General features: G+C 58.4%; 12 protein-coding genes and 1 pseudogene. 7 read left to right on the top strand and 6 right to left on the bottom strand.

Going from position 1 to position 16,508, the window contains the following annotated elements:
- Window positions 1-270 precede the first annotated feature (270 nt).
- A pseudogene (locus HWQ14_RS14280) lies at window positions 271-1,952 on the top strand (alpha,alpha-trehalase).
- A gap of 81 nt (window positions 1,953-2,033) precedes the next feature.
- Here the strand turns inward: HWQ14_RS14280 and HWQ14_RS14275 are convergent.
- Window positions 2,034-4,136, bottom strand: a complete 2,103-nt coding sequence (locus tag HWQ14_RS14275; RefSeq protein ID WP_176610070.1) for a TonB-dependent siderophore receptor — start codon at window positions 4,134-4,136, stop codon at window positions 2,034-2,036.
- Between the two features lie 159 nt (window positions 4,137-4,295).
- Between HWQ14_RS14275 and ycgR the strand changes: the two genes are divergently transcribed.
- On the top strand, window positions 4,296-5,027 hold the full coding sequence (gene ycgR / locus HWQ14_RS14270) for a flagellar brake protein YcgR (RefSeq protein ID WP_176610069.1): 732 nt from the start codon (window positions 4,296-4,298) through the stop codon (window positions 5,025-5,027).
- A 37-nt stretch (window positions 5,028-5,064) separates the two neighbouring features.
- Here the strand turns inward: ycgR and emtA are convergent, their stop codons facing one another.
- The gene (gene emtA / locus HWQ14_RS14265) at window positions 5,065-5,676 is read right to left on the bottom strand and encodes a membrane-bound lytic murein transglycosylase EmtA (RefSeq protein WP_148418018.1); all 612 of its coding nucleotides are present in this window, start codon (window positions 5,674-5,676) and stop codon (window positions 5,065-5,067) included.
- Between the two features lie 107 nt (window positions 5,677-5,783).
- Between emtA and ldcA the strand changes: the two genes are divergently transcribed.
- Window positions 5,784-6,698, top strand: coding sequence for a muramoyltetrapeptide carboxypeptidase (gene ldcA / locus HWQ14_RS14260; RefSeq protein ID WP_176610068.1), 915 nt, complete (start codon window positions 5,784-5,786; stop codon window positions 6,696-6,698).
- A gap of 97 nt (window positions 6,699-6,795) precedes the next feature.
- Window positions 6,796-8,529: a potassium/proton antiporter gene (locus HWQ14_RS14255; RefSeq protein WP_148418020.1), complete on the top strand. Its 1,734-nt coding sequence runs from the start codon at window positions 6,796-6,798 to the stop codon at window positions 8,527-8,529.
- Window positions 8,530-8,576: 47 nt separating this feature from the next.
- Here HWQ14_RS14255 and dadX read toward each other — a convergent pair whose 3' ends face one another.
- Window positions 8,577-9,647, bottom strand: a complete 1,071-nt coding sequence (dadX, locus tag HWQ14_RS14250; RefSeq protein ID WP_176610067.1) for a catabolic alanine racemase DadX — start codon at window positions 9,645-9,647, stop codon at window positions 8,577-8,579.
- A 9-nt stretch (window positions 9,648-9,656) separates the two neighbouring features.
- Entirely contained in the window at window positions 9,657-10,955 is a 1,299-nt protein-coding gene (locus HWQ14_RS14245) for a D-amino acid dehydrogenase (RefSeq protein WP_148418022.1), read from the bottom strand.
- A gap of 322 nt (window positions 10,956-11,277) precedes the next feature.
- On the opposite strand from HWQ14_RS14245, the gene HWQ14_RS14240 reads away from it, so the two are divergent.
- On the top strand, window positions 11,278-12,810 hold the full coding sequence (locus tag HWQ14_RS14240) for a SpoVR family protein (RefSeq protein ID WP_176610066.1): 1,533 nt from the start codon (window positions 11,278-11,280) through the stop codon (window positions 12,808-12,810).
- 46 nt (window positions 12,811-12,856) lie between these two features.
- On the opposite strand, the gene fadR is transcribed toward HWQ14_RS14240, so the two are convergent.
- On the bottom strand, window positions 12,857-13,576 hold the full coding sequence (fadR, locus tag HWQ14_RS14235; protein WP_148418024.1) for a fatty acid metabolism transcriptional regulator FadR: 720 nt from the start codon (window positions 13,574-13,576) through the stop codon (window positions 12,857-12,859).
- Window positions 13,577-13,778: 202 nt separating this feature from the next.
- Here fadR and nhaB point away from each other — a divergent pair, with 202 nt between their 5' ends.
- Together nhaB and dsbB are read left to right on the top strand one after the other, a co-directional pair.
- Entirely contained in the window at window positions 13,779-15,317 is a 1,539-nt protein-coding gene (nhaB, locus tag HWQ14_RS14230) for a Na(+)/H(+) antiporter NhaB (protein ID WP_176610065.1), read from the top strand.
- Between the two features lie 46 nt (window positions 15,318-15,363).
- Window positions 15,364-15,894, top strand: coding sequence for a disulfide bond formation protein DsbB (gene dsbB / locus HWQ14_RS14225; RefSeq protein WP_148418026.1), 531 nt, complete (start codon window positions 15,364-15,366; stop codon window positions 15,892-15,894).
- Window positions 15,895-16,016: 122 nt separating this feature from the next.
- On the opposite strand, the gene HWQ14_RS14220 is transcribed toward dsbB, so the two are convergent.
- Complete coding sequence (locus tag HWQ14_RS14220; RefSeq protein WP_176610064.1) at window positions 16,017-16,457, bottom strand: YcgN family cysteine cluster protein; 441 nt, start codon at window positions 16,455-16,457, stop codon at window positions 16,017-16,019.
- Between the last annotated feature and the right edge of the window lie 51 nt (window positions 16,458-16,508).

Here is a 16,508-nt window from a genome sequence, read left to right as displayed (position 1 = left end):
ATGTTTTTTGCTTTATGTGATCGTGACAATTAAAAGAAACCATTTGCCGACCACATTATGCGTAACGGATCGCACTTTATTTTTATATTCATCTGAACATTCACAATATCAATATTTCTCCGCATCGTCGGGACTTTAAGCGCAGCGGTAAATAATCTGTATTTGTGCAAAATGCGACGTTCGACACGCGAAGCGCGGAATATTCGACTAAGGTTTTCAGGTGATTGACGACAGCGTGACCGCTGCTCAGCGAAATAAGGAGAAGTAACGATGATAACACCTCAAAAGCTGCGCCCTCGCCTCTTACCTCTGATCCTGGGCAGCGCGTTGCTCACGGTTGGCGCAGCAGGCAATGCGGAAGAGAAAATCTCTGGCCAGATCGCTTCACCTGATATCCTGCTCGGCCCCTTTTCAGCGATGTTCAGAGCGCTAAACTGTTCCCGGATCAAAAAACCTTCGCGGATGCCGTTCCGAAAAGCGACCCGCTGACGATCCTGGCGGATTACCGGATGCAGCATACCCAGTCCGGTTTCGACCTGCGCCACTTCGTGGAGATGAACTTTATTCTGCCAAAGGAGGGTGAAAAATACGTTCCTCCCGAGGGCCAGAGCCTGCGCGAACACATTGACGATCTCTGGCCGGTTCTGACCCGCACAACCGATAAAGCCAACAAGTGGGATTCGCTCCTGCCCCTGCCGAAGCCGTACGTGGTGCCCGGAGGACGCTTCCGCGAGGTCTATTACTGGGACAGCTATTTCACCATGCTGGGGCTGGCCGAGAGCGGGCACTGGGACAAGATTAGCGACATGGTGGACAACTTCGCTTACGAGCTCGACAGCTGGGGCCATATCCCCAACGGCAACCGTAGCTACTACCTGAGCCGCTCGCAGCCGCCGTTCTTCTCGCTGATGGTGGAGCTGCTGGCCACGCACGACAGCGAGGCGTTAAAGAAATACCGTCCGCAGATGGAGAAAGAGTATGCCTACTGGATGGAGGGGGCGGATGGGCTTCAGCCCGGCCAGGCGAACAAGCGCGTGGTGAAGCTGGACGACGGCTCCCTTCTCAACCGCTACTGGGACGATCGGGACACCCCGCGCCCCGAGTCGTGGCTGGATGACGTTACCACCGCCAAAAATAACCCCGACCGTCCGGCCACGGAGATTTATCGCGATCTGCGCGCCGCCGCCGCGTCGGGCTGGGATTTCAGCTCCCGCTGGATGGACGATCCGCAAAAGCTGGGCACCATTCGCACCACCAGCATCGTGCCGGTAGATCTGAATGCCCTGATGTTTAAGATGGAAAAACTGCTGGCCCGCGCCAGCCGGGAAGACGGCGATGCCGCCAGCGCAGGTAAATATGACGCGCTGGCCTCGGCGCGCCAGAAGGCCATGGAGAGCCACCTGTGGAACGATAAAGAGGGCTGGTACGCGGATTACGATCTGAAAAGCAGGAAGGTGCGCAACCAGCTAACGGCCGCGGCCCTCTTCCCGCTGTACGTGAAGGCGGCATCACAGGATCGCGCGGATAAGGTGGCGGCCGCCTCATCAGCGCGCCTGCTGAAGCCGGGCGGTATTTCTACCACGACCGTCAACAGCGGACAGCAGTGGGATGCGCCGAACGGCTGGGCGCCGCTACAGTGGGTGGCCGTGGAAGGGTTACAAAACTATGGCCAGCAGAAAGTGGCGATGGACGTGACCTGGCGTTTCCTGAAAAACGTTCAGCATACCTACGATCGCGAGAAGAAGCTGGTTGAGAAGTACGACGTCTCCTCGACCGGAACCGGCGGTGGCGGCGGTGAGTATCCGCTGCAGGACGGTTTCGGCTGGAGCAACGGCGTGACGCTCAGGATGCTGGACATGGTCTGCCCGCAAGAGAAGCCGTGCGACAGCGTGCCGGAGAATCAGCCTGCGGCAAACGACGATGTGGCGTCCGAGAAGCAGGCGGCGCAGTAGCGCCCCCCTGACCCTCTCCCCGGCGGGGCGAGGGTCAGGATCCGTTCCGGCTAGTGGCCCGGTAGCGTAACCGGGCTTTTTTCAGAAGCTATAGCTTGCCCCGACCTGGAACGTCCGGTCACGGCCTATCCAGCAGTTGGCGGCGTCGTAGCAGGTGAGCGTCTCTTTGTTGGTCACGTTCTGCGCGCTGGCCTTCAGCGTCAGCCCCTCCAATGAGGGAGTCATTTCGCCCATGCGGTACGATGCCGCCAGGTCGTACTGCGTGGTGCCCCCCAGCCTGCCCGCGTCGTTGGCGGGCGAGATCTCCATCGGCCCGGTGTAGCGAGCGCCGACTCCCAGCGTTACTCCCCTCAGCGGCGTGCCCTCAAAGGCGTAATCGCTCCAGAGATTAAAGGCGTTCTCAGGCACCTGCGTCGGTCGTTTGCCCCGGTATTTGTCATCTTCGGTGTTGATGGCATGGGTGTAGGCGTAGTTGGCAATCAGCGTCAGGTTATCCGTCGGACGACTGATGGCGGACAGCTCCGCGCCTTCAGATTCCACTTCCCCGGTCTGGCGATAGTTGAGGAAGTCCGGATCGCTGGTGACCACGTTTTTCTGACGAATTTTAAACACCGAGGCGGTAAAGGTGGTTGCGTATTCCGCCAGCAGGTATTTCACCCCGCCCTCAACCTGCCTGCTGGTGGTGGGCTTAACCGCCTTCGCGGTCAGCGTGCCCTGCGGCGATACCGGAGCGAATCCTTCCGAATAGCTGATGAACGGCGACAGGCCGTTGTCAAAGGCATAAAGCGCGCCCAGTCGTTTGGTGAGGCGATCCTGCGATACCCACGCTTTGTCACCGTTTTGCAGATAGCTGGAGGTGACCGAACGGTAGTCGTCATAGCGCAGGCTTGCCAGCACGTTCAGCCCGCCGAACTCCACCTGATCCTGCACGTAATATCCGTTCTGCTGATAGCTCAGACGGTTTTTCTGCGCGGTAAACAGCCCCAGCGCGCCGCTGTCGATCTGCGAATAGTCCGGATGGCGCATATCAATGCCCGGCGTGGCCGAGGCGTAGCGGTAGCGGAAGTGACCGTTCAGCTTCTGATAGTCAAAGCCCGCCAGCAGATGGTGTTTCCAGTCTCCCAGCGCGACGGTTCGGGTGACCTGGCTGTCTACGTTGACGCTCTGCAAATCTTCATCCGTGGTATAGGCGAAGCGGTTGAGCCGGTATACCTCGCTGCCCGTGCCGGTGGAGTAGGCGCTGCGCTGATGGGTGTCCACGTCAAAGTAGCGCGCCTTCTGGCTAAAGCCCCAGCCGCCGTCAAACGCATGTTCAAAGCTGTAGCCCAGCATCCACTGGCGCTGCTTAAAGCCGCTCCACTCGTCGCCGGCATAGTCACGGCGATCGGCGTAGGTTGACCGCAGGTAGCTCAGCGGCAGCGGGTCTGACGGCGTCAGGCTCGGCGTGTTTTGCGCCAGCGCGTCAACGGTCAGGCGCGTGCGGGGGTCCGGCTCCCAGGTGACGGAAGGGGCCACCAGATAGTTTTCATAGCGCGCGGTGCGCGCCTGTTCGTCACTCTCCGTCGCTTTGCCCAGCAGGCGATAGCGCCAGTCGCTGCTGGCTATCTGCCCGGTGGCGTCCATATAGCCCTCTTTCAGGCCGCGGTTACCGGTGTTCAGGCCCAGCTCCGTTTTCGCCTCCTTCTGCGGCTTTTTGCTCTGGATATTGACCAGCCCGCCCGGCGAACCGCCGCCGTAGAGTACGGATGATGGCCCTTTCAGAATATCAACGCTCTCAATCAGCAGCGGATCGATTCGCGCCTTGGTGTTCCCGGTGACGTTGTAGGGAAGCTGCAGGCCGTTGTAGAACTCCTGTTCAACGTTAAACCCGCGGATCTTGTATTCGCTCATGTAGGAGGTGCTGCCGCGCGCCTCCGTCGAGACGCCGGGCGCATAGCGCAGGATCTCGTTTACCGAGCGGGCCTGCCGCTGCTCAATCTCTTTCGCCGCAATGGTGTTGATCACCTGCGGGGTTTTGCTTTCCGCTACGGCTGACTTCGTGGCGCTGTTGGTCCAGGCGGGAAGCGCGCTGCCCTGCTCTGTTCCGGTCACCAGGATGGTGGATTCCTCTGCGAAAGCCTGCGTCTGCCCTGCCAGCGTGACGGCGCCCGCCAGCGCACATACCGCAAAACGAGAAGTACTCATGGTGTTGTCTTGTTATTAGATGATATTGGGAACGGCAATTATTATCATTCCCATTAACAAAGCAATATGGGCGGAGAAAAACAGGCGTTTGTATTAAGTTTCGCCATGGCGTGCCGATAACCCTGAGATAGTCTGTCATTTATCGAGGAGCCTTCTGGCGTGAGTAACTACAGTGCGCAGTTCCTGAAACAAAATCCGCTGGCGGTATTAGGGGTGTTACGCGACCTGAAAAAAGGTGAGGTGCCGCTGCGCATCAGCGCGTCAGCCAGTCAGTTTATCAGCAAGATCCTGGACGTGACGGCGGAGCACCTGATCGTCGATCTCGGCAGCCAGGATTATGAGAACCGTGTCGCGCTGGAGGCCGAGAATCTCTCGGTAATGGCCGAAACGCACGGTGCAAAAGTCGAGTTTGTGCTGCCTCGCCTGACCGCGACGGCGTATCAGGGCCTGCCTGCCTTTATGGCCCCGCTGCCCGCTAACCTCTGGTTCGTGCAGCGCCGGGAGTATTTTCGCATCAGCGCCCCGCTTCACCCCGCCTATTTCTGTAAGGCAAAAATGCCGGACAAAAAAGAGATCCGCTTTCGCCTCTTCGATCTGTCGCTGGGCGGTATGGGAGCGTTGATGGATACGCCGAAGCCGGAAGGCCTGGTGGAAGGCATGCGTTTTAGCCAGATTGAGCTGGACATGGGCGGATGGGGACGCTTCTGGTTTGACGCCCAGCTGATTGCCATCAGCGAGCGCAGGGTGGTGGACGGCAAAAACGAAACCGTTACCACGCCGCGCCTGAGCTTTCGCTTCCTGAACGTCGGGCCCGGTGCCGAGCGCGAGCTCCAGCGCATCATCTTTTCACTGGAGCGTGAAGCGCGGGAGCGCGCGAATAAAGTGCGCTAAAGGACGTCGGGCAGCGTGCTGCCGCCCGACAGCGGCGTTACATGGCATCCATCGCTTTCTGTACTTTCCAGATATAGCGCGGAGCCTGTGCCGACGGATGATTCTTCACAACGTGGTCGAAAAATTCGTCTTTATCCATATCGTTAATCTCTTCAATCGCCTCTTTGCGATCGGACGAGAAGGTCCTGAGCAGCGCTCCGGCACCGTTAACGTACGACACCACCAGCGCATACTGCATGACCTCCGGATCTTCAATGCCCTTCAGAATGCCATGTTCCAGAATGCTCAGGTAAGCCGTTCCCATAGAGATATTACGCTCCGGGTTTTTCAGCTCGCTGGTGGACGGCTGCCCCTTCCAGCCCATGTAGCGATAAACCTCTCTCCCTGCCGTCGAGGCTTTTAACTGCATCAGCCCCACCGCGTTCGATTTACTCACCAGCGTCGGGTTACCGCCGGATTCCACCGCAATGATCGCCGTGACCAGACGCGGGCTGACGCCCCAGGCCTTTCCGGCTTGTTCGCTGATCGGCATCCACTGCATGGCCCGCTTCACCGGGACTTCAGGGTTCCAGGGGGGATTCTGATAATCATGTTTTGAACTACAGCCAGCGAGCAGCACAATCAAAAAAGCAAACCATCTCAATTTCACGTCATCTATCCTTATAGCCGGTCATCGCGGTACGTCGCCTCTTGTCGCAGGCGACGGATAAGCGGCATGATATAGACAATTAGATTCTCATTCAGCAAGGAATTGCCATGTCTCAGTTTCATCTCATCGCCCCGTCGGGCTATTGCATCAACCAGGAGGCGGCGCAGCGGGGCGTTCAGCGCCTGCTGGACATGGGTCATCAGGTAGAAAATCAGACGATTATCCCCCGCCGCATGCAGCGTTTTGCCGGTACGGAAGCGCAGAGGCTGAGCGATATCAACGGCCTGGCGAAGCTGGAAGGCGCAAACAACATCGTGCTGGCCGTGCGCGGCGGCTACGGAGCGAGCCGGCTGCTGGAGAGCATTGACTGGGCCGGGCTGGCGGCACGCCAGCAGCAGGATCCGCTGCTGATCTGCGGGCACAGCGATTTCACCGCGATCCAGCTCGGCCTGCTGGCGCTGCATAACGTCATCACCTTTAGCGGCCCGATGCTGGCCGGCAACTTTGGCGCGCCGATGCTGGATGCGTTTACTGAGGAACATTTCTGGCGCGCCCTGCGAAACCCGAACTTTACCGTCGAGTGGCAGGGCAACGGACCGCACTGGGAGTGTGAAGGCCAGCTGTGGGGCGGAAACCTGGCAATGCTGGTGTCGCTGATTGGCACGCCGTGGCTGCCGCAGATTGAAGGCGGGATCCTGGTGCTGGAAGATATCAACGAGCACCCGTTCCGCGTCGAGCGCATGCTGCTGCAGCTGTACCACGCCGGGATCCTCGATCGCCAGTCGGCCATCGTGCTGGGCAGCTTCAGCGGCTCAGCCCCGAACGATTACGATGCGGGCTACACGCTGGAGACGATGGTTGATTTCATTCGCTCCCGGCTGGATATTCCGGTGATTGCCGGGCTGGATTTCGGCCATGAGCAGCAAACCGTCACGCTGCCGCTGGGCGCGCAGGCGATTCTGAGGCACGACAGGTCGGGCAGCCGCTTAACCATGCACGGTCATCCGGTCTTAAAGGCATAAAAAAGCCGTTATTCCCCCTCAATAAAACGCAGATGTCGTTGTTAATATGTTAGGGTTTTAATAACAGCGTTCACATTGAGGTGGGAGTAAGACGACATTGGGTGCCACAGCGATAATCAGTCTTTTCATTCTGGGTTCCATCCTGGTAACCTTCAGCATTTTATTAAGTTCATTTTCATCGCGTCTTGGCATACCTATTCTTGTCATTTTCCTTGCTATCGGCATGCTGGCAGGAATCGACGGTATCGGCGGTATCCCCTTCGATAATTACCCTTTCGCCTACATGGTGAGTAACCTCGCGCTGGCGGTCATTTTGCTCGACGGCGGCATGCGCACCCAGGCAAGCTCGTTTCGCGTTGCCTTAGGCCCGGCGCTGTCCCTGGCGACCGTCGGCGTGCTGATCACCTCCGGCCTGACCGGCATGATGGCCGCCTGGCTGTTTAACCTCGATATGATGGAGGGCCTGCTGATTGGCGCGATTGTTGGCTCTACCGATGCGGCGGCGGTCTTCTCCCTGCTCGGCGGCAAAGGGCTAAACGAACGCGTTGGCTCAACGCTTGAGATTGAATCCGGCAGTAACGATCCGATGGCGGTATTCCTGACCATCACCCTGATTGAGATGATCCAGCAGCACGAAACCGGCCTGAGCTGGATGTTTGCCTGGCACATCCTGCAGCAGTTTGGTCTGGGGATTATCATTGGCCTGGGCGGCGGTTACCTGCTCCAGCATACGATCAACCGTATCTCTCTCCCTTCCGGTCTCTATCCACTGCTGGCCCTGAGCGGCGGCATTCTGATTTTTGCCGTCACCACCGCGCTGGACGGCAGCGGTATCCTGGCGGTTTACCTCTGCGGGTTCCTGCTGGGCAACCGGCCGATTCGTAACCGCTATGCGATCCTGCAAAACTTTGACGGGCTGGCCTGGCTGGCGCAGATCGCCATGTTCCTGGTGCTGGGCCTGCTGGTGACGCCTTCCGACCTGCTGCCCATCGTCGTGCCGGCGCTGCTTTTATCGGCGTGGATGATCTTCATCGCGCGCCCGCTGTCGGTGTTTGCCGGCCTGCTGCCGTTCCGCGGGTTTAACCTGCGCGAGCGGGTGTTTATCAGCTGGGTGGGGCTGCGCGGCGCGGTGCCGATTATCCTGGCGGTGTTCCCGATGATGGCCGGGCTGGACAATGCCCGTCTGTTCTTCAATGTCGCCTTCTTCGTGGTGCTGGTGTCGCTGCTGTTTCAGGGGACCTCGCTGGGCTGGGCGGCGAAAAAAGCCAGGGTGGTGGTGCCCCCCGTCGGCTGGCCGGTTTCCCGCGTGGGGCTGGATATTCACCCCGAGAATCCGTGGGAGCAGTTTGTCTATCAGCTGAGCGCCGACAAATGGTGCGTGGGCGCCTCCCTGCGCGATCTGCATATGCCCGCTGAGACGCGCATTGCCGCGCTGTTCCGGGATAACGCCCTGCTTCACCCGACCGGCAGCACGCGGCTGCGCGAGAACGATATCCTCTGCGTGATAGGCCGCGAGCGCGACCTCCCTGCCCTCGGCAAGCTGTTCAGCCAGTCGCCGCCGGTGGCGCTGGATCAGCGTTTCTTTGGTGATTTTATTCTCGAAGCCAGCGCCAGCTTTGCCGACGTCGCGCTGATTTACGGGCTGGAAGAGGGCCTGGCGGACGGCAACGGTCAGCAAACGCTGGGCGAAATTATCCAGCGGCTGCTCGGCGCGGCGCCGGTTGTGGGTGACCAGGTGGAGTTCGCCGGGATGATCTGGACGGTAGCCGAAAAAGAGGACAACGCGGTGCGTAAGGTCGGTATGCGCCCAATGGATGAGGAACCGGAGTAGCGGATTCTTCCGGGTAAGCGCAGGCGCTTACCCGGAACAGGAGTGCGTTACACCGTCACAACCGGCACGCGCGGCGCCAGCGCGCACATCAGCTCATAGCCGACGGTGCCCGCCGCGGCGGCCACATCATCAATTTTGACCTCGTTGCCCCACAGCTCAACCGGTGAACCAATGCCCGCCTGCGGGCACGGCGTTAAATCTACGGCCAGCATGTCCATTGAAACGGTGCCCACGGTGCCCGTGCGAACGCCGTCGATCCATACCGGCGTGCCGCTCGGGGCGATACGCGGATACCCGTCAGCGTAGCCTCCCGCCACAATACCGATACGCTGTTCGCCCGAGGCCCGGTAGCGGCTGCCATAGCCCACCGAATCCCCCGTTTTTAGCGTCTGCACGCCAATGATTTCGCTGCGCAGGGTCATGACCGGCCTGAGGCCGCTGTTGGCGATATCCTGCCACTGCCCGGAGGGTGACGCCCCGTACAGAACGATCCCCGGACGCACCCAGTCGAAGTGTGCCTCAGGATGCCAGAGGGTGGCCGCCGAGTTCGACAGCGAGCGCGGACAGTCCAGCCCTTCTGCCGCCTGCTCGATGCGCACCATGGCATCGGCGATCCCGTCTGGCTTTTCCGCATCGGCGAAGTGCGCCATCAGGGTCATCTCACCGACGTTTTTCAGCGCGCGAAGCTGCTGCCATACCGTATGCACCCGCTCGGGCTGGAAGCCAAGGCGGTTCATACCGCTGTTCACCTTAAGATAGATATCCAGCGGGGCATGCAGCTTAGCGTCCTGAATGGCCTTGATCTGCCAGTTACTGTGGACGCTGGTGGTCAGGCGGTACTTATCCAGCAGGGGCAGATCGTCCGCGTGGAAAAAACCTTCGAGCAGCAGAATCGGCCCCTTCCAGCCGCGCTCGCGCAGCAGGATGGCCTCTTCAAGATTGAGTAAAGCAAATCCATCGGTTGCGCCCAGCGCGCTCCAGACACGGTCGATACCATGTCCGTAGGCGTTGGCTTTCACCACCGACCAGACGCGGGAACCTGGCGCAGCACGGCGAACAATTTGCAGGTTGTCCTTCAGCGCCTGCAAATCCAGCTGAGCCAGAATTGGACGGGACATGACGACTCCTTAATTATGCGCGCCGTGCAGGTGCTGGTGGCGCGATGGGGTAAACCCTGATTGATAGCGTGCGGCGCTCAGATCGTCAAACGGAATTGCCGGCGTGCGCCCGGAGATCAGATCGCTCAGCAGCTGACCGGAGCCGCAGGCCATGGTCCAGCCGAGCGTGCCGTGGCCGGTGTTGGTCCACAGGTTTTTGTACGGCGTACGGCCCACAATCGGCGTGCCGTCTGGCGTCATCGGACGCAGTCCGGTCCAGAACGTCGCCTGTTCAATGAAGCCGCCGCGCGGGAAGAGATCGCCCACCACCATCTCCAGCGTTTCACGACGCGGCTTAAGCAGTTCGGTATTGAAGCCGACAATTTCCGCCATGCCGCCGACGCGGATGCGGTTGTCAAAGCGGGTGATCGCAATTTTGTAGGTTTCATCCAGGATGGTAGAGACCGGCGCGCCGCTGTCCTCTTTTACCGGAATGGTCAGGGAATAGCCCTTAAGCGGGTAGACCGGAATATCCAGAATGCCCTTCAGCATCGCGGTGGAGTATGAACCAAACGCCATCACGTAGGCGTCGGCCTTGATCACCTCGTCGCCACACTTCACGCCGTAAATCTTTTCCCCTTCCGACAGGAGCTTGTCGACCGAAGTGTTGAAGCGGAACGTCACTCCGGCCTGCTCGCACATCTGCGCCAGACGCTGGGTGAAAAGCTGGCAGTCGCCGGTTTCATCATTGGGTAAGCGCAGGCCGCCCGTCAGCTTGTGGGCCACCTCTGCCAGCGCCGGCTCCACCTGCGCCAGCTGGCTGGCTTCGAGCAGCTGGTAAGGGACGCCCGCGTCTTCAAGCACGGCGATGTCGCGGGTGGCGTTTTCATACTGTTGCGCGGTGCGGAACAGCTGGAGCGTGCCGCCCTGGCGCCCCTCGTACTCGATACCCGTTGCGGTGCGCAGCGCCTTCAGGCAATCGCGGCTGTACTCCGCCAGGCGCACCATGCGCCCCTTGTTTTCCATGTAGTGGCGCGTGTCGCAGTTGCGCAGCATCTGCCACATCCACTTAAGCTGGAACTGCGTGCCGTCCAGGCCGATCGCCAGCGGCGCATGGCGCTGGAACATCCACTTAATTGCCTTCAGCGGTACGCCCGGTGCCGCCCACGGCGCAGCATAGCCCGGGGAGATTTGCCCGGCATTCGCCGCGCTGGTTTCCATCGCCGGACCGGATTCGCGATCGATAACGGTAACCTCATGTCCCGCCTGACTTAAATACCAGGCGCTGGTTACGCCAACGACGCCACTTCCCAGTATGACAACACGCATAGCCACTCCATTATGTGCAAAAGAACAATCATCTAATTACAGATTGATAACCTAGTTGAAAATATTATTCAACATATGACTTTTTTATGGTGACTTAACTCACATATCCCTCTGTATCAGGGGATAGCGGTTATTTGGCATCTCCTGCTGCGCGTTATTTTTAACCAGTAGAAAATTCTGTGAGCACCGCTTTTTTTGCCGTATTGAAAACGCGAAATCGCAAAGAAAAAATTTTCTGCGTCCCGCGTATTTGAATGGGGTGATCTATGCTTGAAAGGAGGCTCTCCAGACAGAGAGAGCTACCAACAACGAGGGCGCGCTAATGGCTACAATAGATTCCATGTCCAGGGACAGCACCCGTCTGAGCGATGGACCCGACTGGACCTTCGAGTTGCTGGATGTCTACCTGGCGGAGATCGACCGGGTGGCAAAACTCTATCGTCTGGATACCTATCCCCATCAAATTGAGGTCATCACCTCCGAACAGATGATGGACGCCTACTCCAGCGTCGGGATGCCGATTAACTATCCCCACTGGTCGTTCGGGAAAAAATTCATTGAGACAGAGCGGCTCTATAAGCACGGGCAGCAGGGGCTGGCGTATGAAATCGTCATTAACTCCAACCCGTGTATCGCCTACCTGATGGAGGAGAACACCATTACCATGCAGGCGCTGGTGATGGCGCATGCCTGCTACGGGCATAACTCGTTCTTCAAAAACAACTATCTGTTCCGCAGCTGGACGGACGCCAGCTCCATCGTCGATTACCTGATCTTTGCCCGTAAATACATTACCGACTGCGAAGAGCGCTACGGCGTGGACGAGGTGGAGAAGCTGCTGGACTCCTGCCACGCGCTGATGAACTACGGCGTTGACCGCTATAAGCGCCCGCAGAAGATTTCGTTGCAGGAAGAGAAAGCCCGGCAGAAGAGCCGCGAGGAGTACCTGCAAAGCCAGGTGAACATGCTGTGGCGCACCCTGCCGAAACGCGAGGAGGAGAAAACCGTCGCCGAGGCGCGCCGCTACCCTTCCGAGCCGCAGGAAAACCTGCTCTACTTTATGGAGAAGAACGCCCCGCTGCTGGAGCCATGGCAGCGCGAGATCCTGCGCATCGTGCGCAAGGTGAGCCAGTATTTCTATCCCCAGAAGCAGACCCAGGTCATGAACGAAGGCTGGGCAACCTTCTGGCACTACACCATTCTTAACCACCTGTATGACGAAGGAAAAGTCACCGAGCGGTTTATGATGGAGTTTCTGCACAGCCACACCAACGTGGTGTTCCAGCCGGCCTATAACAGCCCGTGGTACAGCGGCATCAACCCGTACGCGCTCGGCTTTGCCATGTTTCAGGACATCAAGCGCATCTGCCAGTCACCAACGGAAGAGGACAAATACTGGTTCCCGGATATTGCGGGCTCCGACTGGCTGGAAACGCTGCACTTCGCGATGCGTGATTTCAAGGATGAGAGCTTCATCAGCCAGTTTATGTCGCCGAAGATCATGCGTGATTTCCGCTTCTTCACCGTGCTGGACGATGACCGCAACAACTTCCTTGAAATCTCCGCGATCCATAACGAAGAGGGCTATCGCGAGATCCGCTCGCGCCTGTCGTCTCAGTACAACCTGAGCAACCTGGAGCCGAATATTCAGGTCTGGAACGTGGATCTGCGCGGGGACCGCTCTCTGACGCTGCGCTATATCCCGCACAACCGCGCGCCGCTGGATAAAGGGCGTAAGGAAGTGCTGAAGCACGTGCATCGCCTGTGGGGATTTGACGTATTGCTGGAACAGCAGAACGAAGACGGCAGCGTGGAGCTGCTGGAGCGGTGTCCGGCGCGCCTGAATACGCTGTAGCGCCAGCGGGCGAAAAAAAACCTCTCAGCCGAGAGGTTTTTTTATTTCAGCGGCCCTGAATGGCCAAATCGCCCGGCAGGGTTTTCTGCATCCGGTGCCAGATTTCGCCGGAGTCGTGACCGTAGCGACGTACCGTTTCATAGACCTGATCGTGCAGCCCTTCGGTGCAGAGCTTGCTCAGCTTATGGTAGAAGCCGAGCGCCAGGCTGCGGGCTTCAGGGTTGGCAAAGTAGTGACGGCCAATGCGCGTATACAGCCCCTTCATGCCGTTCAGGATCAGACCATAAATCGGATTGCCGGACGCAAACGCCAGACCGCGGAACACGTTGTAGTCGAGGGTCGCAAAAGCGTCCGCGTGGTCTTCCACCTCGTTGGCGGTGGCGAGCACCTTCAGGGCATCTTCAGGATGCTGGCGAAACGCGGTGCGGATAAAAATGGTGGCGATGTTGGTACGCACCGAAAGCAGATTATCAATTAGCTGCGGTACGCTTTCGTGGTCGAGACGCGCCAGCGTTTCCAGAATATTCAGCCCGGACGTTTCCCAGAAGTTGTTCACTTTAGTGGGTTTGCCATGCTGTATCGTCAACCAGCCATCGCGCGCCAGACGCTGGAGCACTTCTCGCAGCGTGGTACGGGTGACGCCAATCAGTTCAGAGAGTTCGCGTTCAGCAGGTAGAATTGATCCCGCAGGGAAACGATTATTCCAGATGCTTTCAATGATGTACTCTTCCGCGAAACCCGCCGGGCTCTGCGCCTTAATGACCATAGTGAGATTTCCATTACACAGCTTTTAGCAAATTGCACTCATCATACCAGAGGCGGACAGAGGCAGATAGCGCAGCAGAGGCAGAAAAGAGGGATCGACGTTTCATTTTTATGAAATTTACAAACGGGCTTTATCCCCCTCTCCGCCGCCATTTTGCGTATACTGATGTCTTGTCTTACTTGACGGGGAAAGGACGTCTGTCGTGGAAATTTCATTTGGCCGCGCGCTGTGGCGCAACTTTTTAGGCCAGTCACCTGACTGGTACAAACTCACTCTACTGGTATTCCTGATCGTCAATCCCGCAGTCTTTTTAATGAACCCCTTTGTTGCCGGGTGGCTGCTGGTTGCCGAGTTTATCTTTACACTGGCGATGGCGCTGAAGTGCTATCCGCTGCTGCCCGGCGGCCTGCTGGCGCTGGAAGCCGTGGCCATCGGCATGACCAGCGCGGAGCACGTTAAAAACGAGATTGCGTCGAACCTTGAGGTCCTGCTGCTGCTGATCTTTATGGTGGCCGGGATCTACTTTATGAAGCAGCTGCTGCTGTTTATCTTCACGCGCCTGTTGCTGAGCATTCCGTCAAAAACGCTGCTCTCGCTGGCCTTTTGTCTCGCCGCGGCCTTCCTTTCGGCCTTCCTGGATGCCCTGACGGTGGTGGCGGTTGTAATCAGCGTCGCCGTCGGTTTCTACGGTATTTACCACCGGGTGGCTTCGTCTCGCCCCGGCGAAAGCCTACAGGACGACAGCCACGTTGAGGCCCATAACCGCGAGGTGCTGGAACAGTTCCGCGCGTTTCTGCGCAGCCTGATGATGCATGCGGGCGTAGGTACGACGCTCGGCGGCGTGATGACCATGGTCGGGGAGCCGCAAAACCTGATCATCGCTAAAGCGGCCGAGTGGCATTTTGGCGAGTTTTTCCTGCGCATGGCGCCGGTCAGCGTGCCGGTGCTGATCTGCGGCTTAGCGACCTGCGTGCTGGTCGAAAAATTCAACCTCTTTGGCTATGGCGCTCGGCTGCCTGAGCCGGTCCGCACGGAGCTGCACAAGTTTGACGAGCAGAGCCGCAAGCAGCGCACGCGCCAGGAGACGCTGCGCCTGATTGCGCAGGGCATCATCGGCGTGTGGCTTATCGCGGCGCTGGCCTTCCACATTGCGGAAGTCGGGTTAATTGGTTTGTCGGTGATTATTCTCGCGACCAGCTTCGGCGGCGTAACGGATGAACATGCCATCGGCAAAGCGTTTACCGAGGCGCTGCCGTTTACCGCCCTGCTGGCGGTGTTTTTCGCCGTCGTGGCGGTGATTATCGACCAGCATCTGTTCGCGCCGATTATCGCGTTTGTGCTTCAGGCCTCGCCGGACTCGCAGCTTACGCTGTTCTATCTCTTCAACGGCCTGCTGTCCTCGATATCCGATAACGTCTTCGTCGGAACGGTGTATATCAACGAAGCCAAAGCGGCGATGGAGCAAGGGATCGTCAGCACCGGGCAGTTTGAGCTGCTGGCGGTAGCCATCAACACCGGGACCAACCTGCCCTCCGTTGCGACACCGAACGGCCAGGCGGCATTCCTGTTCCTGCTGACCTCGGCGCTGGCGCCACTCATACGTCTTTCTTATGGAAGAATGGTCTGGATGGCGCTGCCGTATACGCTGGTGCTCACCCTTGTTGGTTTGCTGTGCATCAAAATTACTCTCGTTCCCTGTACGCAATGGCTGTTACAAGCGGGTATACTTGCGGCGCATTAAAATTCGTTTACACTGCGCTTTCTAAGCATGTTCCAGGGAAATGATTATGTTGCGATTTTTGAACCAGTGCTCACGCGGTCGCGGAGCCTGGTTGTTGATGGCCCTGACCGCCTTCGCGCTGGAAATGGTCGCGCTGTGGTTTCAGCATGTGATGGGGCTGAAACCATGCGTGCTGTGTATATATGAGCGCTGCGCGCTGTTCGGCATTATGGGCGCGGGTCTGGTCGGTGCGATTGCCCCCAACACGCCGTTACGCTATGGGGCGATTGCCATCTGGCTGTACAGCGCCTGGAAAGGGATTGCGCTTGCCTGGGAGCATACCCAGATGCAGCTTCACCCTTCACCGTTTATGACCTGCGATTTTGCTGCCCGCTTCCCGAGCTGGCTGCCGCTGGATAAATGGCTGCCGCAGGTGTTTGTCGCATCCGGAGACTGCTCCGTTCGCCAGTGGGAATTTCTGACGCTGGAGATGCCGCAGTGGCTGGTAGGCATTTTTGTGGCCTACTTCGTGGTGGCGCTGCTGGTGCTGATTGCCCAGCCGTTCAGGCCGAAGAAACGCGATTTGTTCGGAAGGTAAAAGCAAAACGGCAACGATAGTTGCCGTTTTTAGTTTTTGCGCCCTCTCCCGTGGAAGAGGGTTGGGGTGAGGGCATCAGGCCGCATCCCAATAAAAAACCGCCTCGGCGGTTTTTTTTATTATCAACGGTTGGGATGATTCAGAATGTGGTCTTCCCAGTCCCGCACCTCAGACTCTTTCACCGCAATGTGGCGCACGGAAATGCGTTCGCCGTGCATCGCCGCTTTGGATCCCGTCAGCAGCGGGTGCCACGCCGGCAGCCCCTTTCCTTCCGCCAGCAGGCGATAGGCGCAGGTGTGCGGCAGCCACTCGAAGGTCGGCAGGTTTTCACGGGTTAGTTTGATGCAGTCCGGTTCGTATTCGAAACGGCGATCGTAGTTGCGGCACTGGCAGGTTTTGATGTTTAGCTGCCTGCAGGCTACGTTGGTGAAATAGATTTCGTCCGAATCTTCATCCATCAGCTTATGCAGGCAGCACTGCCCGCAGCCGTCACACAACGATTCCCACTCCGCGTCGGTCATGTCGTCGAGAGTTTTGCTTTGCCAGAAAGGAATATCGTTCATCAGGATGTCCACACGTCAAAATAGAGCGCACCTTATAACGAGTCTGGCACG

The organism is Enterobacter cloacae (assembly GCF_013375935.1).
GTDB classification, from domain to species: Bacteria; Pseudomonadota; Gammaproteobacteria; order Enterobacterales; family Enterobacteriaceae; genus Enterobacter; species Enterobacter pasteurii.
Note: the sequence above shows the minus strand (reverse complement) of the source record. Positions and strands in the feature narration are given on the sequence as shown.